Here is a 22,258-nt window from a genome sequence, read left to right as displayed (position 1 = left end):
TGACGCGCACCCCGCTAGCAAATCAAGGAGGCCAGGGCCTAGCGGCTGTGCACACTTGATATGGAAATGGTATCAGCCATCTGATGAAGCATTACCGCCAGGGGTCACGTCCCCTACACGCTTTTCCACCTGCTTGAGGCGCCGCGCGATGTCGTCGAGCTGGCGGATACGCGCCGCGCTCTTTCGCCACTCGGCAGCCGGTTGCATGGCTGTGCCGGAAGAATAGGCACCCGGCTCGGTAATCGAGTGGGTCACCATGGTCATCCCGGTCAGGAATACGTTGTCACAAATATCGATATGGCCCACCAGGCCCACGCCGCCGGCGAGCATGCAGTGCTTGCCGATTTTGGTGCTGCCGGAAATGCCGACACAAGCCGCCATGGCGGTGTGATCACCGACCTGGACGTTGTGGGCGATCTGGATCTGGTTATCGAGCTTGACGCCATTGCCGATGACCGTATCGGCCAGCGCGCCACGGTCGATGGCTGTATTGACGCCTATCTCCACGTCGTCGCCAACGCTCACGCCACCAATCTGGGCGATCTTTTGCCAGACGCCCTTCTCATTGGCGAAACCGAACCCTTCACCGCCCAGCACCGCGCCGGACTGGATCACCACCCGTTTGCCGATGCGTACATCGTGGTAGAGGGTGACCCGCGGAGCCAGCCAACCGCCCTCGCCGATCTCGCTACGCGCACCGATGAAGCAATGGGCGCCCAGCGTCACGCCGGCGCCAATCCGGGCCGCGCTTTCGATGACGACGAAGGGACCGATACTGGCCGAGGGATCGACGACGGCATCCGACGCGATCACCGCGCTGGGATGAATGCCTGCCGCCGACTTGGGTTTGGGATCGAACAGATGGGAAATTCGCGCGTACGCCAGGTACGGATCGGCCACGATCAGCGCATCGCCGACAAACCCTTCGGCATCGCCAGCCTTGAGCAATAACGCGGCAGCCCGGCTGTCAGCCAGGTATTTGCGGTACTGGGGATTTGCCAGGAAGCTCAACTGAGCTGGGCCAGCCTCTTGCAAAGTGGCTAGCCCAGTGATGACCTTCTCCGGGTCGCCACGCAGGGTGGCGCCGAGGAACTCAGCCAATTGGCCGAGCTTGATAGTCGCTGTCATGGATTACTTCAGCTGGTTCATGCGCTCGATGACCTGGCGCGTGATGTCGTATTGAGGTTTGACATCGATCACTGCGCCCCGCTCGAACACCAGGTCGAAACCACCTTTCTTGATGACTTCTTCCACGGCGCTGTCGAGTTTCGGCTTGAGCTGCTTGAGCATTTCACGGTCGGCCACGGCTTTCGCTTCGTTCAGTTCCTTGGACTGGAACTGAAAGTCACGAGCCTTCTGCTTGAATTCAAGCTCCAGGCGTTCGCGCTCGCCCTGGGCCATCTTGTCGCCACCGGCCACCAGACGGTCCTGAATGCCTTTGGCACTGCTTTCCAGGCCTTTGAGCTTGGTCAGTTGCGGGCCAAATTTCTTCTCGGCGTCTACGGCGTATTTCTTCGCCGCGTCGGACTCCAGCAAGGCCATCTGATAGTTCAGCACGGCGATTTTCATGTCGGCAAAAGCCGGGCCTGCGACCAGCACGGTCGCCAGGAGAACCAATTGAGTCAACTTACGCACGATGTACTCCTACAAAATCCGTTGTCGTTATCTTGGGTCAGACGCTTAGAACGTCTGGCCGAGGGAGAATTGGAACACTTGGGTTTCAGCGTCGTCCGGTTTCTTGATCGGCATCGCCAATGCGAAGCTCAACGGGCCCAGCGCGGTGACCCAGGTCACGCCCACACCGACGGAGCTGGCCAGGTTGCTGAGGCTGATGTCGTTGCACTTGGTATTGGAACTCGTACCGTTAGCGTTGGTGGTGTCATCACAACTGGAGTCGAATACGTTACCCACGTCCCAGAATACCGAGGTACGCAGGGAGCGCTGATCCTTGACGAACGGCATCGGGAATAGGATTTCCGCGCCGCCCTGGATGAGCACGTTGCCACCGAACGGCAGCGGATCCTGGTCCGGATCGCGGATGGTCCCCGGGTTGGTGCCACGGCTCGGCGTACTGCGCGGGCCCAAGGTGCTGTCCTTGAAACCACGGACCGAGTTGAAACCACCGGCGTAGTAGTTCTCATAGAACGGCAGGCCATCGGTCGAACCGTAGCCATCGCCATAACCCAGCTCGGTGTGCAGGCGCATGGTGTAGTTGTCGGTCAACGGCTGGAACAACTGGCCACGGTAATCGAGCTTGAAGAACGACAGGTCACTGCCAGGGGTGGTGGTTTCCAGCACCAGGCTCTGGGACCGACCGCGCGTCGCCAGCACGCCCTTGTTCAAGGTCGATTCGGACCAGCCGACAGACGCCTTGAAGTTCAGGTAGTTATCGCCTTCCTTCTCGACGAAATCGAAAATCTCGTCAACGGTGTAGCGACCGGTGTTGATCTTGTCCTGCTGCGCGGTGAGGCCGAAGGTAAGGCGCGAAGTCTCGCTGATTGGGTAACCAACGTTCACACCCGCACCCAGGCTGTCCACGGCGTAGCTGGAGATGTCAGCATCGAGCTCGTCGTAGTCGGTGGTGCGATAGAAGGCGTTGTAGCCCAGGCTCACGCCGTCGGCGGTCCAGTAGGGGTCCACGTAGCCGAAGTTGTAGCGGGTCTGGTACTCGCTTCGGGTCAGGCCGAGGCTGACCTTGTTACCGGTGCCCAGGAAGTTGTTCTGGGTGATCGACCCACCCAGGATCAGGCCCGCGCTCTGGGCGAAACCGACGCTGGCGGTGATCGAGCCGGAAGCTTGTTCTTCAACGCTGTAGTTCACATCCACCTGGTCATCGACGCCCGGTACGGCCGGGGTCTCGACGTTGACTTCCTTGAAGAAGCCCAGGCGTTCCAGACGGGTCTTGGACTGGTCGATCAGGTAGGTCGACGCCCAACCGCCTTCCATCTGGCGCATTTCACGACGCAGCACTTCATCTTCGGATTTGGTGTTGCCACGGAAGTTGATGCGGTTGACGTAGGCACGCTTGCCCGGATCCACGGCGAAGGTGATGTCGACGGTATGGTCTTCATCGTGCGGCTGCGGCACGCCGTTGACGTTGGCGAAGGTATAACCCTCGTTACCCAGGCGACGGGTGATCAGCTCGGACGTGGTGGTCATCAGCTTGCGCGAGAACACCTGGCCCTTCTGCACGAGCAAGAGTGATTTCACCTGGTCTTCAGGGACTTTCAGGTCACCACTGAGCTTGACGTCACGAACGGTGTACTTCTCGCCTTCGTTGACGTTGACGGTGATGTAGACGTGCTTCTTGTCCGGGGTAATGGACACCTGGGTCGAAGCGATATCCATGTTGATGTAGCCACGGTCCAGGTAGTAGGAACGCAGGCGCTCCAGGTCACCGGAAAGTTTTTCACGGGCGTACTTGTCGTCGTTCTTGAAGAACGACAGCCAGTTGGTGGTCTTGAGCTCGAACAGGTCGATCAGGTCTTCATCCGGGAAAACCGTGTTGCCCACCACGTTGATGTGCTGGATGGCCGCCACGGTGCCTTCGTTGATGTTGACCTTCAGGCCGACGCGGTTGCGTGGCTGCGGCACCACTTCGGTGTCGACGGTGGCCGAATAGCGACCCTGGGCGACGTACTGGCGCTGCAGCTCGTTACGCACACCTTCGAGAGTGGCGCGCTGGAAGATCTCGCCTTCGGCCAGGCCGGATTGCTTGAGGCCTTTCATCAGGTCCTCAGTGGAAATCGCCTTGTTGCCCTCGATCTCGATACTGGCGACCGAAGGGCGCTCGACGACCGTGATGACCAGGACATTGCCGTCGCGGCCCAGCTGGATATCTTGAAAGAAGCCGGTCTTGAACAACGCACGAGTGGATTCCACCAGGCGCCGATCATCCGCCTGCTCGCCGACGTTCAGCGGCAAGGCACCAAAGACGCTACCTGCGGAAACCCGCTGGAGGCCGTTGACGCGAATATCAGAGATAGTGAAGGACTCGGCGTGAACTTCGGCGATCATCAATACGGTGAGAACCGCAGTTAGCAGCAGACGTTTCATGAAGTCCTTTCTTATTCCAACTGGCAATAAACAAACTGCCGCAAAATGCGGCAGATTCGCAATTCAGCGAAGCGTTACAGACGACCCAGATCGTTGACCAAGGCAAGCAACATCACCCCGACCACCAAGCTGATACCGATCTGTATCCCCCAACCTTGCACCCGATCCGACAAGGGACGACCACGCGCCCACTCGATCAGATAAAACAGCAGATGCCCCCCATCCAGTACCGGGATGGGCAGCAAATTCAGAACCCCCAGGCTAATGCTCAGATAAGCAAGGAAATTCAGGAAATCAGCGACGCCCGACTGGGCAGAAGCGCCCGCCACTTTAGCAATGGTTATCGGTCCACTCAAGTTTTTTACCGAGAGCTCGCCGAACAACATTTTCTTCAGCGAGTCGAGGGTCAGGACACTCATGGTCCAAGTACGCCGCGCGCCCTCGCCAATTGCCGCGACAGGGCCGAAGCTGACCTCTCGAACCATCTCCGGTGGCCAGTCGACCGCCTTGACCCCCGCCCCCAGGTAACCCGTCGGCGCTTTGGCTTCGCCACGGGCGGCCAACGTCACGGGAACATCGATCGTGGCGCCGTCGCGCTCCACGCTCAGCAATATTTTGGCATCAGGACGGACACGAACCGAGTCGACCACCTGCTGCCAGTCGCTGACCGCCCGCCCATCGAACGCGAGCAAACGGTCACCGGTCTTCAGGCCCGCGGCATGTGCCGGGCCTTTCGGGTCGAGTTCGGCGAGGACAGGCGCCAGCGCGGGACGCCATGGACGGATCCCGAGGGAGCGGATCGGATCAGGCTCGTCGGCACCTTTGAGCCAATTATCGAGTACCAGCTCCCGGGGCGAGTCCGCGGTGGATCCCTCCTCGCGAACGATCATCTGCAGGGAACCGCTCTCACCCAGGCGACGCACCAATTGCAGATTGACGGCGGCCCAGCCTGATGTTGGCTCGCCATCGATGGCCACGATTTCCTGGCCCGCGCCCAACCCGGCGCGCGCCGCAACGCTCCCCGCCTCGACCGCGCCAATGACAGGGCGCACCTGCTCGCTGCCCAGCATGGCCAGCGCCCAGAAAAACACCAGGGCCAGCAGGAAGTTGGCGATCGGCCCCGCCGCCACAATGGCGATGCGCTGACGAACGGTCTTGCGATTGAAGGATTGGTCGAGCTGGTCGAGAGGAACTTCACCCTCGCGCTCGTCGAGCATCTTCACGTAGCCGCCCAGGGGGATGGCCGCGACAACGAATTCAGTGCCCTGCTTGTCGTGCCAGCGTAGCAGGGGCATGCCGAAGCCGACGGAAAAACGCAGGACCTTGACGCCACAGCGACGCGCGACCCAGAAATGGCCGAATTCGTGAAAAGTGACCAGCACACCCAGCGCAACCAGGGTGCCGACGATCATATAGAGCGCGCTCATCTGTTTTCTCCACAATCCTGCCCAGGACAACCCTGGCTAACGTACCGCAGCCTCAACGCCCGTGGCGGCTCAACCACTGGCCCGCCAACTGGCGAGCCCTGGCATCCACGGTAAATACCGCGTCGAGGTCATCGAGGGAGACCACGGCCTCGAGGTTCAAGACTTCCTCGATGATACTCGCGATCTCGAGGTAACGGACACGCCCATCGAGAAACGCTGCAACCGCCACTTCGTTAGCGGCATTAAGCATGGCCGGCGCGCTGTCGCCCACCTCGGCCGCCTGCCGCGCCAGGCGCAGACAGGGAAAGCGCTGTTCATCGGGCGCCTGGAAATCCAGGCGCGCGATCGCGAACAGGTCCAGCGGCGCCACTCCCGAATCAATCCGCTCCGGCCAGGCCAACGCGTTGGCGATCGGCGTGCGCATGTCCGGGTTGCCCAACTGGGCCAGCACCGAACCATCGACGTAGTCGACGAGGGAGTGGATCACGCTCTGCGGGTGGATCACCACTTCTACCTGCGACGGCTTGGCGTCGAACAGCCAGCAGGCCTCGATCAACTCCAACCCTTTGTTCATCATGCTGGCTGAATCCACGGAAATCTTGCGCCCCATGGACCAGTTCGGATGAGCGCAGGCCTGCTCGGGTGAAACATGCACCAATTCTTCCAGCGGTGTCTGCCGGAACGGACCACCGGACGCCGTCAGAAGAATCCTCCGGACGCCCACTGTCCCCAGGCCACGGGAAAAGTCCTGCGGCATGCATTGGAAAATCGCGTTGTGTTCGCTGTCGATCGGCAACAGTACCGAGCCGCTTTTGCGCACCGCTTGCATGAACAGCGCGCCAGACATCACCAGCGCCTCTTTATTGGCCAGCAGAATTTTCTTGCCAGCCTCCACCGCCGCCAAGGTCGGGCGCAGCCCCGCCGCACCCACGATCGCCGCCATCACGGCGTCGACTTCCGGATCGGAAGCCACCTGGCAAAGACCCTCTTCCCCCACGAGCACCCGGGTTCGCAGCCCCGCGGCCCGTAGGTCGTCTTGCAGCGCGCTCGCCACGCCAGCCTCGGGCACTACGGCAAACCGTGGCGCGTGGCGAATGCACAGCGCCAGCAACTCGCTCAAGCGCGTGAAACCACTGAGGGCGAACACCTGGTAGCGCTCAGGGTGCCGGCCAATGACGTCCAGCGTGCTGAGGCCGATCGAACCCGTAGCGCCCAGCACAGTGATCTGCTGTGCACGACTCACGACGCGGCCATCCAGAGCAGAACGGCGAAGACAGGAATCGCGGCAGTCAGGCTGTCGATACGATCCAGTACGCCGCCGTGACCCGGCAGCAGGTTACTGCTGTCCTTGATCCCGGACTGGCGCTTGAACATGCTTTCGGTCAAGTCGCCGACCACCGAGACAAACACGATGAGGGCCGCGCCGAACAACCCCATCAACAGTTGCGCGACGGTCCAGTCTCGCACGAAGCCGACCACCGCCGTGATGACCAGGCTCAAGGCAAGGCCGCCATAGACGCCTTCCCAGCTCTTGCCAGGACTGACCTTTGGCGCCAGCTTGCGCTTGCCGAAGGCACGACCAGAAAAATAGGCTCCGACATCGGCGCCCCACACCAGCACCATCACCGCCATGATCTGCCAGTTGCCCAGAGGCCCCTGCTTGATCCAGATCAGCCCTTGCCAGGCCGGCAACAGGATCAGCAGCCCTATCACCAGCTTGGTCGCGGCATTGGACCAGTGGTGCGTGGTACGCGGATAGGTCAAGACCAGGAACGTCGCGGTTGCCCACCAGAGCACCGCCGCTCCCAGTACCCAGGGCGCGATACCAGGCACCACATACATGATGAACAACATGGCCGCTACCGCCGCCGCGTAGGTCACGCGCGCCGATTGAGCGGCAAAACCCGCCAGCCGCGCCCATTCCCAAGCGCCCAGCGTTACGACCAAGCCGATGAACAGGGCGAAGCCCGCACCTTCCAATAGGAAAAAACCACCCAACGCGATGGGCAACAGGATCAAGGCTGTGATGATTCGTTGTTTTAGCATTAAACCCGGGCTCCAGCTTCGATCTGCTCGCTCGTTTTACCGAAACGACGCTGACGGGAAGCGAAATCGGCCAACGCGGTGCGCATGGCTTCGTGTTTGAAGTCCGGCCAGAACAGGTCGGAGAAGTACAGCTCGGCGTAAGCCAGCTGCCACAGCAGGAAATTGCTGATGCGGTGTTCGCCACCGGTGCGGATGCACAAGTCCGGCAGCGGCAGGTCGCCGGTCGCCAGGCACGTTTGCAACAGGTCGGCAGTGATGTCCTCTGGCCGCAAATGACCGGCCTGAACCTCCCGCGCCAGCCGCTGGGCGGCCTGGGCAATATCCCATTGGCCGCCATAATTGGCGGCGATTTGCAGGACAAACCGATCGGCGCCAGCCGTGGCTGACTCAGCCTCGCGCATTGCCGCCTGCAGCTCAGGATGAAAACGTGAACGATCGCCGATGATCCGCAAGCTGATCTTGTTTTCGTCCAGGCGCTTGGCTTCACGTCGCAAGGCCTTGAGGAACAGGTCCATCAAGGCACTGACCTCATCGGCCGGACGCTGCCAGTTCTCGCTGGAGAAGGCGAACAGGGTGAGCACCTCGACGCCGGCCTCGGCACACACCTCGATGACTGCACGGACCGCATCAACCCCGGCTTTATGCCCGGCGACGCCGGGCATAAAGCGTTTCTTGGCCCAGCGGTTATTGCCGTCCATGATGATCGCCACGTGGCGCGGCACCGCGAACGGCACGGCCTGCTTGGTCTTATCCATTAAAACGAGACCCTTATACGGCCATCAGGTCTTTTTCTTTCTCGTCCGTGGCCTTGGTGATCTGGGCCTCGGATTCTTTGGTCAGCTTATCGATATCAGCGATGGCACGACGCTCTTCGTCTTCACTGATTTCCTTATCCTTGACCAGCTTCTTCAGCTCACCCAACGCGTCACGACGGATGTTGCGCACGGCAACACGCGCGTCTTCCGCAGCGCTACGGGCCTGTTTGGTAAAGCCTTTGCGCGTTTCCTCGGTGAGAGCCGGCATCGGGATCAGCAGCAGCTCACCCAGGTTGGTTGGGTTGAGGTTCAGACCGGCGCTCTGGATCGCCTTGTCTACAGCAGCGAGCATGTTGCGCTCGAAAGCCACGACCTGCAGGGTACGCGAATCTTTCACGGTGACGTTGGCAACGCTGCTCAGCGGTGTGTCAGTGCCGTAGTAAGGCACCATGACGCTGCCGAGGATGCTCGGGTGAGCCTTGCCGGTACGAATCTGACCGAATGCGTGGCTCAGGGAGTCCAAGGATTTCTTCATGCGCTCTTCAGCGTCTTTCTTGATTTCGTTGATCATTGCTTGCCTTCCTCGATCAGTGTTCCTTCGGCGCCGCCATGGACGATGTTCAGCAGGGCACCGGGTTTGTTCATGTTGAAAACGCGCAGCGGCATCTTGTGGTCGCGGCACAGGCAGATAGCTGTCAGATCCATTACACCCAGCTTGCGATCCAGCACTTCATCGTAGGTCAGATGATCGAACTTCTCGGCATGCGGGTCTTTGAACGGGTCAGCGGTGTACACGCCATCTACCTTGGTTGCCTTGAGCACGACATCGGCATCGATTTCGATCGCTCGCAGGCACGCGGCCGAATCCGTGGTGAAGAACGGATTACCGGTACCGGCGGCAAAGATCACCACTTCCTTGGAGTTGAGGTGGCGCATGGCCTTGCGGCGATCGTAGTGATCGGTCACGCCAACCATGGAAATGGCCGACATCACGATGGCCGAGATATTGGCACGCTCCAGCGCGTCGCGCATAGCCAGAGCGTTCATCACAGTGGCCAGCATGCCCATGTGGTCGCCCGTGACCCGATCCATGCCCGCCGCGCTCAGCGCAGCACCACGGAACAGGTTGCCACCGCCGATGACCAGGCCGACCTGTACGCCGATCCCGACCAACTGGCCAACTTCCAGGGCCATGCGGTCCAGCACTTTCGGATCGATCCCGAACTCTTCCGAGCCCATCAGGGCCTCGCCGCTAAGCTTGAGTAGAATGCGTTTATAGCGAGCCTGATAACCACTGCCCTGCTGAGCCATTGCGAATCTCTCCTGCGGCGTATTTTCTCAAAAAATTCTTAACGGGCTGTTTGCAGCCTCGTTCACTCTAGCTTGACGCTGACACAGCGCCATCGGAACACGGCTTTGTAAGCCAGTTCCGACAGGAAACCAATATAAATCGGCATCCTCATCCAAAAAGAGGCTGCGCGCGTGAGCGGGCAGCCTCTTCTGGGCGACAGTCGTTGAACCGTCTTATTGCTTGCTGGCAGCAGCTACCTGGGCAGCAACTTCTTCAGCGAAGTTGTCGACCGGCTTCTCGATGCCTTCGCCTACTTTGAAGTAGGTGAACGAAACGATTTCAGCGCCGGCTTTCTTCGCCAGGTCGCCGACCTTGATTTCCGGGTTCTTGACGAACGCCTGCTCAACCAGGCTGGCTTCGGCCAGGAATTTGGAAATACGGCCGCTGACCATTTTTTCAGCGATTTCAGCAGGCTTGCCTTTCAGCTTCTCTTCGTTCAGCTGCAGGAAAACACCCTTCTCGCGCTCGATCGCTTCAGCCGAAACGTCCGAAGGCAGCAGGAACTCAGGGTTGGTTGCAGCCACGTGCATGGCGATGTCTTTCGCCAGCTCGGTATCGCCGCCCTTCAGGACAACTGCAACACCGATCTTGTTGCCGTGCAGGTAGGTACCAACCACATCACCTTCAACACGAACCAGGCGACGGATGTTGACGTTTTCGCCGGTCTTGCCAACCAGGACCAGGCGGGCTTCTTCCTGAGCTTCGATCAGCGGAGCTGCGTCGGTCAGTTTGTCAGCGAAAGCTTTTTCGACGCTGGCAGCGACGAATGCCTTGAAGTCATCCTGCAGAGCCAGGAAGTCGGTCTGGGAGTTGACTTCCAGCAGAACGGCGGCTTTACCGTCGTCCTTGATGGCGATGGCGCCTTCAGCGGCAACGTTGCCAGCTTTCTTGGCAGCCTTGATGGCGCCCGAAGCGCGCATGTCATCAATGGCTTTCTCGATGTCGCCGCCAGCCTTGGTCAAGGCTTTCTTGCAATCCATCATGCCTTCGCCGGTACGCTCGCGCAGTTCTTTGACCAACGCTGCAGTAATCTCTGCCATTTCAAAATCCTCTTGGATAGGTTTTCAACCATTCCACCCGACCGAACGGGCGATCAATTCTTCCTGGAAAAACCACTGTTTATAGATCGCTGCAGGTTACAAACAGGTAGCTGCGCTTGCGACAAGTGGTTTTCGAGGTGGCAAAAAGGGGGCCAAGCCCCCTTTTTGCTTACTGAGTCAACGCCAGGGCGTCAATTACTCAGCGGCTGCCGCCGGAGCTTCTTCAGCGAAGACTTCGGTGCCGCCATTAACGTTGTTGCGACCACGGATAACAGCGTCAGCCATCGAACCCATGTACAGCTGGATGGCGCGGATGGCGTCATCGTTGCCTGGGATGATGTAGTCAACGCCTTCCGGGCTGCTGTTGGTGTCGACAACGCCGATGACCGGGATACCCAGCTTGTTGGCTTCGGTGATCGCGATGCGCTCGTGGTCAACGTCGATCACGAACAGTGCGTCAGGCAGACCGCCCATGTCCTTGATACCGCCCAGGGAGCGGTCCAGCTTCTCAAGATCGCGAGTGCGCATCAGCGCTTCTTTCTTGGTCAGCTTGGCGAAAGTACCGTCTTCGGACTGGACTTCAAGGTCACGCAGACGCTTGATGGAAGCGCGGATGGTCTTGAAGTTGGTCAGCATGCCGCCCAACCAGCGGTGATCGACGTACGGCGAACCGCAACGTGCTGCTTCTTCAGCAACGATCTTGCCGGCGGAACGCTTGGTGCCGACGAACAGAATCTTGTTTTTGCCCTGGGCCAGGCGCTCTACGAAGGTCAGTGCTTCGTTGAACATCGGCAGGGTTTTTTCAAGGTTGATGATGTGGATCTTGTTGCGCGCGCCGAAAATGTACTTGCCCATTTTCGGGTTCCAGTAACGGGTCTGGTGGCCGAAGTGCACACCGGCCTTCAGCATATCGCGCATGTTGACTTGGGACATGATAGTTCCTTGATAAGTCGGGTTTGGCCTCCACGTATCCCAATGACCAACCAGCGGCGGTGAAAGCCGAAGGCACCCAGGTCATCGTGTCGACACGTGTGTGGATTTAAGCTTACGGGGTCATCCCCGGAAAGCGGCGCATTTTATACCACAGCAAGGGCGAAAACGGAACACGGATTCTGAAATCCCGGTGAAGCCCCCTTCCCACAGCCCTTTCATGGGCCATGGATGCACACCCCTATAGAGAGAAGCGATGCATGTGGACGGGGATTTGCGCTGATCGTCTGTTAGAATCGCCTCTTTCAGGGCCGCATGGATCATCATCCGCCGCCCATTTCGTTTTGAACAGCGCCGTCGGGCGCAGAGAGAGCCTGTATGACCGTTACCCTCAAGACTCCCGAGGACATCGCTAAAATGCGTGTCGCCGGCAAACTCGCCGCCGAAGTGCTGGAAATGATCGCCGACTACGTCAAGCCGGGCGTTACCACTGAAGAGCTGGACCGCATCTGCCACGACTATATCGTCAACGAGCAGAAAGCCATCCCTGCCCCGCTCAACTATAAAGGCTTTCCGAAGTCGATCTGTACCTCGATCAACCATGTGGTCTGCCATGGCATCCCCAATGAGAAACCATTGAAGGACGGCGATACCCTGAACATCGACGTCACTGTCATCAAGGATGGCTACCATGGCGATACCAGCCGGATGTTCCATGTCGGCAACGTACCGGAGTGGGCCGAACGCCTGTCCAAGGTCACCCAGGAATGCATGTACATGGCCATCGAACTGGTGAAACCGGGCTGCCGCCTGGGCGACATCGGCGAAGTGATCCAGAAGCACGCGCAGAAGAACGGTTTCTCGGTGGTGCGCGAGTTCTGCGGCCACGGCATCGGCAAGGTGTTCCATGAAGAACCGCAAATCCTGCATTACGGCCGCGCCGGCACCGGCATGGAACTGCAGGCGGGCATGACCTTCACCATCGAGCCGATGATCAACCAGGGCCGCGCCGACACCAAGGTACTGGGCGACGGCTGGACCGCCATCACCAAGGACCGCAAGTTGTCGGCGCAATGGGAGCACACGCTGCTCGTCACCGAGACCGGCTACGAAATCTTTACCCTGCGCAGCGATGACACCATCGCGCGCGTTTCCGCCTGACCCGTACCCAGCCTATAGATATAGATAGAAAGGAAAGTCATTCGATGCCGCAGGTGGACCCCGAACTCTTCGACCGCGGCCAGTTCCAGGCTGAACTGGCCCTGAAGGCAAGCCCCATTTCGGCGTTCAAGAAGGCGATCCGCCAGGCCCACGAAGTGCTCGACCAGCGCTTTCGCAGTGGCCGCGATATCCGCCGGTTGATCGAAGACCGCGCCTGGTTCGTCGACAACATCCTGCAAAAGGCCTGGGACCAGTTCAACTGGAGCGAGGATGCCGACATCGCGCTGGTGGCGGTGGGCGGCTACGGGCGTGGCGAACTGCACCCCTATTCCGACATTGATCTGCTGATCCTTTTGGATAGCGCGGACCACGAGATTTTCCGCGATTCCATCGAGCGCTTCCTGACGCTGCTGTGGGACATTGGCCTGGAAGTCGGCCAAAGCGTGCGTTCTGTGCAGGAATGCGCCGACGAGGCCCGCGCCGACCTGACGGTGATCACCAACCTGATGGAAAGCCGCACCATCGCCGGCCCCGAGCGCCTGCGCCAGCGCATGCTGGATGTGACCAGCACCGCGCACATGTGGCCCAGCAAAGACTTTTTCCTGGCCAAGCATGCCGAGCAGAAGGCCCGGCACCACAAGTACAACGACACCGAATACAACCTGGAGCCCAACGTCAAGGGCTCGCCCGGCGGGCTGCGTGACATCCAGACGATCCTGTGGGTCGCCCGCCGTCAGTACGGCACGCTGAACCTGCGAGCCCTGGCCGGCGAAGGTTTCCTGGTGGAAAGCGAGAACGCCTTGCTGGCATCGTCCCAGGAATTCTTATGGAAGGTCCGCTACGCCCTGCACATGCTCGCCGGACGCTCCGAGGACCGCTTGCTGTTCGATCATCAGCGCTCCATTGCCGGCCTGCTGGGTTTCGAAGGACAGGATGCCAAGCAATCCATCGAAAACTTCATGCAGCAGTACTACCGTGTCGTGATGAGCATCGCCCAGCTCAGCGAACTGATCATCCAGCACTTCGAAGAGGTCATCCTCGCCCCCGAGGACGAGGAGCCGCCGCAGCCGATCAACTCGCGCTTCCAACTGCACGACGGCTACATCGAAGCGCGCAATGCCAATGTGTTCCGCCGCACCCCGTTCGCCATGCTCGAGATTTTCGTGCTCATGGCCCAGCAACCGGAAATCAAGGGCGTGCGCGCCGATACCATTCGCCTGCTGCGGGAAAACCGGCATCTGATCGACGATGATTTCCGCCACGATATCCGCAACACCAGCCTGTTCATCGAACTGTTCAAGTGCAAGATCGGCGTGCACCGCAACCTGCGACGCATGAACCGCTACGGGATCCTGGGGCGCTACCTGCCGGAATTCGGCTACATCGTCGGGCAGATGCAACACGACCTGTTCCACATCTACACGGTCGACGCCCACACCCTGAACCTGATCAAGCATCTGCGTAAGCTGCAGTACACCCAGGTGTCGGAGAAATTTCCGCTGGCCAGCAAGCTCATGGCCAAGCTCCCCAAGCCCGAGCTGATCTACATGGCGGGGCTGTATCACGACATCGGCAAGGGCCGCCAGGGCGACCATTCCGAGATTGGCGCGGTGGATGCCGAGGCTTTTTGCCAGCGGCACCAACTGCCAACTTGGGACAGCCGGCTGATCGTCTGGCTGGTGCAGAACCACCTGGTGATGTCCACCACCGCCCAGCGCAAGGACCTGTCCGACCCGCAGGTGATCCATGACTTCGCCCAGGCCGTTGGCGACGAAACCCGCCTGGATTACCTCTACGTGCTGACCGTTGCCGACATCAACGCCACCAACCCGACCCTGTGGAACTCCTGGCGAGCCAGCCTGTTGCGCCAGCTCTACACCGAGACCAAGCGCGCCTTGCGCCGTGGCCTGGAAAACCCCGTGGACCGCGAAGAGCAGATCCGCCGCACCCAAAGCGCGGCCCTGGATATCCTGGTGCGCGGGGGCACCGATCCGGACGATGTCGAGCAGCTCTGGTCGCAATTGGGTGATGACTATTTCCTGCGCCACACCGCCGGCGACGTGGCCTGGCACAGCGACGCGATCCTCCAGCAACCGGCCGATGGCGGGCCGCTGGTGCTGATCAAGGAAACCACCCAGCGCGAGTTCGAGGGCGGCACGCAGATCTTCATCTATGCGCCGGACCAGCACGACTTCTTCGCGGTGACGGTGGCGGCGATGGATCAGCTCAATCTCAACATCCATGACGCTCGGGTCATTACGTCCACCAGCCAGTTCACCCTCGACACCTATATCGTGCTCGACACTGACGGCGACTCTATTGGCGACAACCCGGCGCGAGTCAAGCAGATTCGCGACGGACTCACCGACGCCCTACGCAACCCGGCGGACTACCCGACCATCATCCAGCGACGCGTGCCCCGCCAGCTCAAGCATTTTGCCTTTGCACCACAAGTGACGATCCACAACGACGCCCAGCGTCAGGTCACGGTGTTGGAGCTCAGCGCACCGGATCGCCCGGGCCTGCTGGCGCGAGTCGGCCATATTTTCCTGGAATTCGACCTGTCGCTGCAGAACGCCAAGATCGCCACGCTCGGCGAGCGGGTGGAAGACGTTTTCTTCATCACCGACGCCCACAACCAGCCGTTGTCCGATCCGCAGCTTTGCAGCCGCTTGCAGGAAGCGATCGTCCAGCACTTGAGCGTCAACCAGGAACCCGATGCTCACCTGACTCGCATTAGCATCTGAACGAACACCACTCCCTGTGGGAGCGCGCTTGCTCGCGATGGCCGCGGAACATCCAAGCCGATGTTGCCTGATCCACCGCTGTCGCGAGCAAGCTCGCTCCCACAAAGGATCGCGCCCACATTGAACGAGGCCCCCGATGAACAACGCTTTGAACCAGCTCCAGCCGTACCCGTTCGAAAAACTCCGCGCCCTGCTCGGCAGCGTCACGCCGAACCCAGACAAGCGCCCGATCGCGTTGTCCATCGGCGAGCCCAAGCGTCGCTCGCCAAGCTTCGTGGCCGAGGCGCTGGCCAGCAATCTGGAAAAAATGGCGGTGTACCCGACCACACTCGGCATCCCGGAACTGCGTGAAGCCATCACCGGCTGGTGCGAGCGCCGCTTCAACGTGCCGAACGGCTGGCTCGACCCGGCGCGCCACGTGCTGCCGGTCAATGGCACCCGCGAAGCCCTGTTCGCCTTCACCCAGACCGTGGTCAACCGTGGCGACAACGCCCTGGTGGTGAGCCCGAATCCGTTCTACCAGATCTACGAAGGCGCGGCGTTCCTGGCCGGGGCCAAGCCGCATTACCTGCCGTGCCTGGACACGAACGGTTTCAATCCGGATTTCGATGCCGTCTCGCCGGACATCTGGAAACGTTGCCAGATCCTGTTCCTGTGCTCCCCCGGCAACCCGACTGGCGCGCTGATCCCGGTGGATGTGCTGAAGAAACTCATCGCCCTGGCGGATGAATATGACTTCGTCATCGCCTCGGACGAGTGCTACAGCGAACTCTACTTCGACGAACAAACCCCGCCGCCAGGCCTACTCACCGCCTGCGTCGAACTGGGCCGCAAGGACTTCAAGCGCTGCGTGGTGTTCCACAGCCTCTCCAAGCGCTCCAACCTGCCGGGCCTGCGCTCCGGTTTCGTGGCCGGCGACGCCGATATCCTCAAGGGCTTTTTGCTGTACCGCACCTATCATGGCTGCGCGATGCCGGTTCAGACCCAACTGGCGAGCATCGCCGCGTGGAACGACGAAGTGCACGTCCGGGCCAACCGCGCGCTGTACCGGGAAAAATTCGACGCGGTGCTGGAGATCCTCAGCCCGGTGCTCGACGTGCAACGGCCCGATGGCAGCTTCTACCTGTGGCCGAACGTAGCGGGTGATGATGCCGCCTTCTGCCGCGACTTGTTCGAACAGGAACACGTAACCGTCGTGCCAGGCTCGTACCTGTCCCGCGACGTGGACGGCGTCAACCCAGGCACCGGCCGCGTGCGCATGGCCCTGGTTGCGCCATTGGCCGAATGCGTGGAAGCGGCGGAGCGGATCCGAGCGTTTATCCAGCGCCGGGGTTGATGGCTGTATCGCGCTGAAGCGGACCGCTGTTGTGGCGAGGGAGCTTGCTCCCGCTGGGCTGCGTAGCAGCCCCAAAGCAGTCAACTCAATCTGCCTGACATACCGCGCTGCCCGGTTTCAGGGCCGCTTCGCGCTGGAGCGCCAGCCCGGCCCAGCGGGAGCAAGCTCCCTCGCCACAGGGGTTTGATGTAGACCTCATATTTGTTGACACCACATACCCTGTGGGAGCGAGCCTGCTCGCGATGAGGCCGGCACTTATTACATCAAGTCCGAAGCTCTACCCGATCCAGGCACTTGTTCGCCAACAACATCCCCAACTCAATCATCTGCGCCACCCCCAACGCTACATGCCGTCGCGAGCCGTCCAGGTCAAACGTCAGGTTGCTGAGTACTGCATAGGCCGAGGCCAGGAGATGCCCGCAATCGCAGGATTCTGTAGACATTCACAGTAGCAACCGGACTTGTGAAATGCACCTATTTCGGTACACTCCCATTCATGGTTGATATTGCCCCCATACTGAACGTACGTTTCTTCCGCACCGACGCCGGGAATGAGCCTGTTCGCGAATGGCTGACTGACCTGCCTCGCGAGCATAGACGGATGATCGGGACTGACATCAAAACCGTTCAGATTGGTTGGCCTATAGGTATGCCGGTGGTTCGCAAGCTGGACACTGGGCTATGGGAGGTCAGGATTGACCTTGGAGATACCATCGCCCGCGTTCTCTTCACTGTGGTGGGCTCTGACATGGTTCTGCTCCACGCTTTCATAAAGAAAAGTCAAAAAACGCCAACCACCGACATGGCAACCACCAAGCAACGCAAAGCAAGACTATGAGGCACAGCAAATGAACAAACACATCGGATCTGATTTTGACGACTTCCTCGCCGAGCAAGGTATCGCCGAAGAAGTTTCCGCAGCTGCGCTCAAACGCGTTATTGCCTGGCAGATTGCCGAAGCAATGAAGCTTCAGAAAGTGACCAAAAAGGCCTTGGCACAGCGGATGCACACCAGTCGCACTGCTGTTGATCGTGCGCTGGATCAGAACGATGCGGGGATGACGCTGGCAACACTTGCCAGCGCAGCGCGTGCGTTGGGTCAGAGGGTGGAAGTACGGCTGGTGCCTGAGCAGGAAGAAACCCACGCATAACAGCTGTTGTGGCGAGGGAGCTTGCTCCCGCTGGGCTGCGTAGCCCCAAAGCAGTCAACTCAATCTGCCTGACATACCGCGCTGCCCGGTTTCAGGGCCGCTTCGCGCTGGAGCGCCAGCCCGGCCCAGCGGGAGCAAGCTCCCTCGCCACAGGGGTTTGATTTAGACCTCATATTTGTTGACACCACATACCCTGTGGGAGCGAGCCTGCTCGCGAAGAGGCCAGCACTTATCACATCAAGTCCGAAGCTCTACCCGATCCAGGCACTTGTTCGCCAACAACATCCCCAACTCAATCATCTGCGCCACCCCCAACGCTACATGCCGTCGCGAGCCGTCCTGATCGAAGGCAAGGTCGTTGAGCATTGCATTGGCCGAAGCCAGGGTTTCGCTGAGGTTGGCCAGCAACACTTCGGTGTCGATACCGTCAGCCACAGTGAATAAATGCACTGAGGGCTTGGGCTCTGACTTGCTGTCGTCATCAGGCTTGAGATATTGATCCAGCACACGGTCAGCTGCTTCTTGCAGTTTTTCGGGGGCGTAATCGCCGTAGGGGAAAGTGGAGGCTGGCTTTGGAGGATTAGGCGTATCTTTGATCATGTTATTGCTCCTAGAGAATTGGGAGCCGCCACCGAGTCTTCTCACGGACCGGAGGGTGGCAGCCGTACGCGGGGTGAGAATCCGAGTCCCTAGAAGCCCGGCCATGCCGAAGCATGCCCGCGCACAGCCGCCATAACATAATGCGCAGACGAAAAGCGCCTGCACTTTATATGGTCGACGCCTGCGCGCCTAGAGGAGTTCGGATTCTCACGTCCGGTCGCTGAACTGGCAGCAACACCCAGAGGCTAGAGCCCTCGCTTCCGACGGACAACCTTAAAAACTTGTCGGAAACTTCGGTGCGTCTGACAGACCACAAGCGCTTGCTCAGACAAGAAAAGAAATAAAACGCACCTCATCGAAGCAAGCCCTTGATTTTACGGGTTTAACACCGCAAAAAAACTCATGCAGCCTGTTTCAAGAATCAAGCTCGCTTGAATTCGCTGATATCAGTAGCCATGATCGCCCCCGTCACCGGCGAACGCTGGCAGGAGTCTGGGTCCCTCTCCGGGTTGACCCAGCCACGCAGAAGGGGCAGAGCAAGCTCAACTGCGTGTCGATTGAAGCCGCCTTCGGGCGGCTTTGCTTTTTATGAGGTCTGGCTAGCTGCACATGCCGCCTTGCTTGTCTATGCCGAGCCCGACGAAGTGATCGCCGTGGGCAGAAAGAATTTCGCCACCTCACCGGCATCGATTCGTGCAGCAAGCGTTCCGTCGATATGGACAGCGACATAGCAGTCGCGCCCCAGGAACCCCGTGTCTCGAGTCACGACTACGGTTCCGTATGTCTCTTTCGGCTTTGAGGAGAAAGCAAGGATCAGTCTTTCGGAACCGGCTTCGCTTCGCCTGGAGAAACTGGCGACGTAGAACACCCCGCCAGCAAAGCAATAGCTACCGCGCCTACGAACAATCTCATGGCGTCCCCTGTGGAAGATGGGCCCAAGATATCGGAAACAGAGTGCCCGGCAGAACTGCAAGCTGTTGCTTGTGAATGCTTGCAAAAGTCCCACCACGGGACTACATTCTCACCCATGAGAATTATCGCCATCAGTCACCTGAAAGCCTTCTGGGAGAAATACCCAGATTCCGAACAGCAGCTTAAGGCTTGGCTTGACGATGCCAAAAAAGCCACTTGGACCAACCCAAACGACATCAAGGCGCAATACGGTAACGCAAGCATTCTCAAGAGTCGCCGCGTGGTATTCAACATCAAGGGTAACGACTACCGCCTGGTGGTCGCCATTGCCTACCGCTTCGGCGCTGTGTACATCAAGTTTGTCGGCACTCATCGTCGGTACGATGAGATCGACGTAAACACCGTGGAAATGGAGTAATCACCATGAACATTCGCCCAATCCGCACCGATGACGAATACCGGATAGCTCTCAAAGAGATCTCTCCCCTGTTTGAGAATGAGCCTGAACCTGGCACCCCGGAAGGCGATGCTTTCGAAGTCATGATCACTCTGATCGAGGCCTACGAAACCAAGAACTTCCCGGTTGATCTGCCTGACCCAATTGAAGCCATCAAGTTTCGCATGGAGCAATCCGGACTCACCGCGGCCGATCTGGCTCCCGCTATCGGAAAAACGAACCGCGTATACGAGGTGCTCAACCGTAAACGCTCGTTAACTCTGCCCATGATCTGGAAGCTTCACGATATGTTCGGCATTCCAGCAGAAAGCCTGATAAAGCCAGTAAAAGCTGCCTGATACTAGCCCGGGCAGTCCGGGCTTTTTTATGTCTTCCAGAAACGACAAAGCCCACATCTGCGGGCTTTGTCGTTAGGGTAAGGATCAGAAAATGGATGTGATCTCGATGATCGCAAATTGTTGATCTTCTGGATCCCTCTCGGGGTTGACCCAGCCACGCAGACGGGTCGGAATAAGCTTAACTGCAATGCCAACTACACATATCCGGCAACAGCTTGCAGTTGAAGTGCCATATTGACCGCCTAACATCAGCTTGGCCGTTACACCTATGTCGCAGCCCTGCCCTGTGGAATGAGCCTGTGGGAGCAAAGCTTGCTCGCGATGAACGATGACACAGTGTTGCAGTTGAACCGTGTCGCCTGTATCGCGAGCAAGCTTTGCTCCCACAAGCTCGCTCCCACAGGTTTTGGTGTACATCAACCTGGGTCGCCGCGAAACCGTCCGGTCATGGCATAATCCTTCACCTTTTATTTCCGGCACCTGCAAAGGGGGCAGTTCCTTGACCGATTCAAGCAAAACGTTGCACCTTTTCGGCATCAAAGCCTGTGACACGATGAAAAAGGCGCGCACCTGGCTCGATGATCACGCTGTGCATTACGATTTTCATGACTACAAGACCGCCGGCATCGACCGTGAGCACCTGACTCAATGGTGCGACGAGCATGGCTGGCAAGTGGTGTTGAACCGCGCCGGTACGACCTTTCGCAAACTCGACGACGAACGCAAAGCCGATCTCGACCAGACGAAAGCCATCGAACTGATGCTCGCCCAACCCTCGATGATCAAGCGCCCGGTGCTCGACCTCGGTGACCGTACCCTGATTGGCTTCAAGCCAGATATCTACGCGGCAGAAATCAAGTAAGCCTGCCCAGTCCATTTTGTAGAGGTAATTTCATGTCCACTACCCTGTTCAGCCTGGCCTTCGGCGTCGGCACCCAAAATCGTGAAGGCGCCTGGCTGGAAGTGTTCTACGCACAGCCATTGCTCAACCCGTCGGCCGAAATCGTGGCAGCCGTCGCGCCGATCCTTGGCTACAGCGAAGGCAACCAGGCCATCACATTCACCACCGCCCAGGCCTCGCAACTGGCCGAGGCACTTCGCAGCGTCGACGCCGCGCAAGCCAAGCTGCTGACTCGCCTGGCTGAAAGCCACAAGCCGCTGGTCGCCACCCTGTTGGCCGAGGATGCCCAGCTGAGCTCCACCCCTGAGGCTTACCTGAAGCTGCACCTGTTGTCCCATCGTCTGGTCAAGCCTCACGGCCTGAACCTGGCCGGTATCTTCCCGCTGCTGCCAAACGTGGCATGGACCAGCCAGGGCGCGATCGACCTGGCCGAACTGGCCGAGCACCAGCTCGAAGCCCGCTTGCGTGGCGAGTTGCTGGAAGTGTTCTCGGTGGATAAATTCCCGAAAATGACCGACTACGTCGTCCCGGCCGGCGTGCGTATCGCCGACGCCGCGCGCCTGCGCCTGGGCGCCTATGTGGGCGAAGGCACCACGGTCATGCACGAAGGTTTCGTCAATTTCAACGCCGGCACCGAAGGCCCGGGCATGATCGAAGGCCGTGTTTCGGCGGGCGTGTTCGTCGGCAAGGGCTCGGACCTGGGTGGCGGCTGCTCGACCATGGGTACTCTCTCGGGCGGCGGCAACATTGTGATCAAGGTCGGCGAAGGCTGCCTGATCGGCGCCAACGCCGGCATCGGTATCCCGCTGGGCGACCGCAACACCGTGGAGTCGGGCCTGTACGTGACCGCCGGCACCAAAGTCGCCCTGCTGGATGAGAACAACCAGCTGGTCAAAGTGGTCAAGGCCCGCGATCTGGCCGGCCAGCCGGACCTGTTGTTCCGCCGTAACTCCGAGACCGGCGCGGTGGAATGCAAGACCCACAAGTCGGCCATCGAGCTGAACGAAGCATTGCACGCGCACAACTAAGCTCCACACCATCACCTGTGGG

General features: G+C 59.6%; 22 protein-coding genes and 1 pseudogene. 9 read left to right on the top strand and 14 right to left on the bottom strand.

Annotated elements, in window-relative coordinates; translation table 11 throughout:
- Positions 1 to 72 precede the first annotated feature (72 nt).
- The 11 genes from lpxD to rpsB form a co-directional block, all read right to left on the bottom strand.
- Positions 73 to 1,128 (bottom strand): UDP-3-O-(3-hydroxymyristoyl)glucosamine N-acyltransferase, encoded by a 1,056-nt coding sequence (gene lpxD, locus J3P92_RS05990; protein ID WP_434562535.1) that lies wholly within the window; start codon positions 1,126 to 1,128, stop codon positions 73 to 75.
- Between the two features lie 3 nt (positions 1,129 to 1,131).
- The gene (locus J3P92_RS05985) at positions 1,132 to 1,635 is read right to left on the bottom strand and encodes an OmpH family outer membrane protein (RefSeq protein ID WP_003184901.1); all 504 of its coding nucleotides are present in this window, start codon (positions 1,633 to 1,635) and stop codon (positions 1,132 to 1,134) included.
- A gap of 45 nt (positions 1,636 to 1,680) precedes the next feature.
- Positions 1,681 to 4,056, bottom strand: a complete 2,376-nt coding sequence (gene bamA, locus J3P92_RS05980; RefSeq protein WP_420764241.1) for an outer membrane protein assembly factor BamA — start codon at positions 4,054 to 4,056, stop codon at positions 1,681 to 1,683.
- Positions 4,057 to 4,130: 74 nt separating this feature from the next.
- Complete coding sequence (gene rseP, locus J3P92_RS05975; protein ID WP_420764240.1) at positions 4,131 to 5,483, bottom strand: RIP metalloprotease RseP; 1,353 nt, start codon at positions 5,481 to 5,483, stop codon at positions 4,131 to 4,133.
- A gap of 52 nt (positions 5,484 to 5,535) precedes the next feature.
- Positions 5,536 to 6,726 carry a 1-deoxy-D-xylulose-5-phosphate reductoisomerase gene (ispC, locus tag J3P92_RS05970; RefSeq protein WP_434650100.1) on the bottom strand — a complete coding sequence of 397 codons (1,191 nt, stop codon included), beginning with the start codon at positions 6,724 to 6,726 and terminating at the stop codon, positions 5,536 to 5,538.
- On the bottom strand, positions 6,723 to 7,529 hold the full coding sequence (locus tag J3P92_RS05965; RefSeq protein WP_434650099.1) for a phosphatidate cytidylyltransferase: 807 nt from the start codon (positions 7,527 to 7,529) through the stop codon (positions 6,723 to 6,725). Before J3P92_RS05965 ends, ispC begins: the two co-directional genes overlap by 4 nt.
- Positions 7,529 to 8,284 carry a polyprenyl diphosphate synthase gene (gene uppS / locus J3P92_RS05960; protein ID WP_434562533.1) on the bottom strand — a complete coding sequence of 252 codons (756 nt, stop codon included), beginning with the start codon at positions 8,282 to 8,284 and terminating at the stop codon, positions 7,529 to 7,531. Before uppS ends, J3P92_RS05965 begins: the two co-directional genes overlap by 1 nt.
- A 13-nt stretch (positions 8,285 to 8,297) precedes the next feature.
- A complete protein-coding gene (frr, locus tag J3P92_RS05955; protein ID WP_420764236.1) occupies positions 8,298 to 8,855 on the bottom strand; it encodes a ribosome recycling factor in 558 nt (185 codons plus the stop codon).
- Positions 8,852 to 9,595: a UMP kinase gene (gene pyrH / locus J3P92_RS05950; protein WP_039591983.1), complete on the bottom strand. Its 744-nt coding sequence runs from the start codon at positions 9,593 to 9,595 to the stop codon at positions 8,852 to 8,854. Before pyrH ends, frr begins: the two co-directional genes overlap by 4 nt.
- Positions 9,596 to 9,808: 213 nt before the next feature.
- Positions 9,809 to 10,675, bottom strand: a complete 867-nt coding sequence (tsf, locus tag J3P92_RS05945; RefSeq protein ID WP_072387961.1) for a translation elongation factor Ts — start codon at positions 10,673 to 10,675, stop codon at positions 9,809 to 9,811.
- A gap of 195 nt (positions 10,676 to 10,870) precedes the next feature.
- Positions 10,871 to 11,608 carry a 30S ribosomal protein S2 gene (rpsB, locus tag J3P92_RS05940; RefSeq protein ID WP_003198231.1) on the bottom strand — a complete coding sequence of 246 codons (738 nt, stop codon included), beginning with the start codon at positions 11,606 to 11,608 and terminating at the stop codon, positions 10,871 to 10,873.
- A gap of 375 nt (positions 11,609 to 11,983) precedes the next feature.
- On the opposite strand from rpsB, the gene map reads away from it, so the two are divergent.
- The 3 genes from map to dapC all read left to right on the top strand — a co-directional run bounded on the left by map (position 11,984) and on the right by dapC (position 16,849).
- Positions 11,984 to 12,766: a type I methionyl aminopeptidase gene (gene map, locus J3P92_RS05935; RefSeq protein WP_186705495.1), complete on the top strand. Its 783-nt coding sequence runs from the start codon at positions 11,984 to 11,986 to the stop codon at positions 12,764 to 12,766.
- Between the two features lie 44 nt (positions 12,767 to 12,810).
- Positions 12,811 to 15,513 (top strand): [protein-PII] uridylyltransferase, encoded by a 2,703-nt coding sequence (locus J3P92_RS05930; protein ID WP_434650098.1) that lies wholly within the window; start codon positions 12,811 to 12,813, stop codon positions 15,511 to 15,513.
- Between the two features lie 136 nt (positions 15,514 to 15,649).
- Positions 15,650 to 16,849 (top strand): succinyldiaminopimelate transaminase, encoded by a 1,200-nt coding sequence (gene dapC / locus J3P92_RS05925; protein ID WP_434650097.1) that lies wholly within the window; start codon positions 15,650 to 15,652, stop codon positions 16,847 to 16,849.
- 263 nt (positions 16,850 to 17,112) lie between these two features.
- On the opposite strand, the pseudogene J3P92_RS05920 reads toward dapC, so the two are convergent.
- Positions 17,113 to 17,259 (bottom strand): annotated as a pseudogene (locus J3P92_RS05920) (DUF6124 family protein); the annotation flags it as partial.
- 86 nt (positions 17,260 to 17,345) lie between these two features.
- Here J3P92_RS05920 and J3P92_RS05915 point away from each other — a divergent pair.
- Positions 17,346 to 17,687 carry a type II toxin-antitoxin system RelE/ParE family toxin gene (locus tag J3P92_RS05915; protein WP_434650096.1) on the top strand — a complete coding sequence of 114 codons (342 nt, stop codon included), beginning with the start codon at positions 17,346 to 17,348 and terminating at the stop codon, positions 17,685 to 17,687.
- Positions 17,688 to 17,697: 10 nt separating this feature from the next.
- On the top strand, positions 17,698 to 18,000 hold the full coding sequence (locus tag J3P92_RS05910) for a Fis family transcriptional regulator (protein WP_420764233.1): 303 nt from the start codon (positions 17,698 to 17,700) through the stop codon (positions 17,998 to 18,000).
- Between the two features lie 237 nt (positions 18,001 to 18,237).
- Here J3P92_RS05910 and J3P92_RS05905 read toward each other — a convergent pair whose 3' ends face one another.
- On the bottom strand, positions 18,238 to 18,600 hold the full coding sequence (locus J3P92_RS05905; RefSeq protein WP_434650095.1) for a DUF6124 family protein: 363 nt from the start codon (positions 18,598 to 18,600) through the stop codon (positions 18,238 to 18,240).
- A gap of 1,027 nt (positions 18,601 to 19,627) precedes the next feature.
- Between J3P92_RS05905 and J3P92_RS05900 the strand changes: the two genes are divergently transcribed.
- A complete protein-coding gene (locus J3P92_RS05900) occupies positions 19,628 to 19,930 on the top strand; it encodes a type II toxin-antitoxin system HigB family toxin (RefSeq protein WP_434609814.1) in 303 nt (100 codons plus the stop codon).
- 5 nt (positions 19,931 to 19,935) lie between these two features.
- The gene (locus J3P92_RS05895; protein WP_434609812.1) at positions 19,936 to 20,307 is read left to right on the top strand and encodes a helix-turn-helix domain-containing protein; all 372 of its coding nucleotides are present in this window, start codon (positions 19,936 to 19,938) and stop codon (positions 20,305 to 20,307) included.
- An 84-nt stretch (positions 20,308 to 20,391) separates the two neighbouring features.
- On the opposite strand, the gene J3P92_RS05890 is transcribed toward J3P92_RS05895, so the two are convergent.
- The gene (locus J3P92_RS05890; protein WP_434650094.1) at positions 20,392 to 20,823 is read right to left on the bottom strand and encodes a hypothetical protein; all 432 of its coding nucleotides are present in this window, start codon (positions 20,821 to 20,823) and stop codon (positions 20,392 to 20,394) included.
- Positions 20,824 to 20,860: 37 nt separating this feature from the next.
- Here J3P92_RS05890 and J3P92_RS05885 point away from each other — a divergent pair, with 37 nt between their 5' ends.
- Both J3P92_RS05885 and dapD read left to right on the top strand, forming a co-directional pair.
- Positions 20,861 to 21,169 (top strand): arsenate reductase, encoded by a 309-nt coding sequence (locus J3P92_RS05885; protein WP_238349422.1) that lies wholly within the window; start codon positions 20,861 to 20,863, stop codon positions 21,167 to 21,169.
- Positions 21,170 to 21,201: 32 nt separating this feature from the next.
- Positions 21,202 to 22,236 (top strand): 2,3,4,5-tetrahydropyridine-2,6-dicarboxylate N-succinyltransferase, encoded by a 1,035-nt coding sequence (gene dapD, locus J3P92_RS05880; RefSeq protein ID WP_420764230.1) that lies wholly within the window; start codon positions 21,202 to 21,204, stop codon positions 22,234 to 22,236.
- Positions 22,237 to 22,258 lie beyond the last annotated feature (22 nt).

This window comes from Pseudomonas sp. D3-27, assembly GCF_051132165.1.
In the GTDB taxonomy this organism is placed as follows: Bacteria; Pseudomonadota; Gammaproteobacteria; order Pseudomonadales; family Pseudomonadaceae; genus Aquipseudomonas.
Note: the sequence above shows the minus strand (reverse complement) of the source record. Positions and strands in the feature narration are given on the sequence as shown.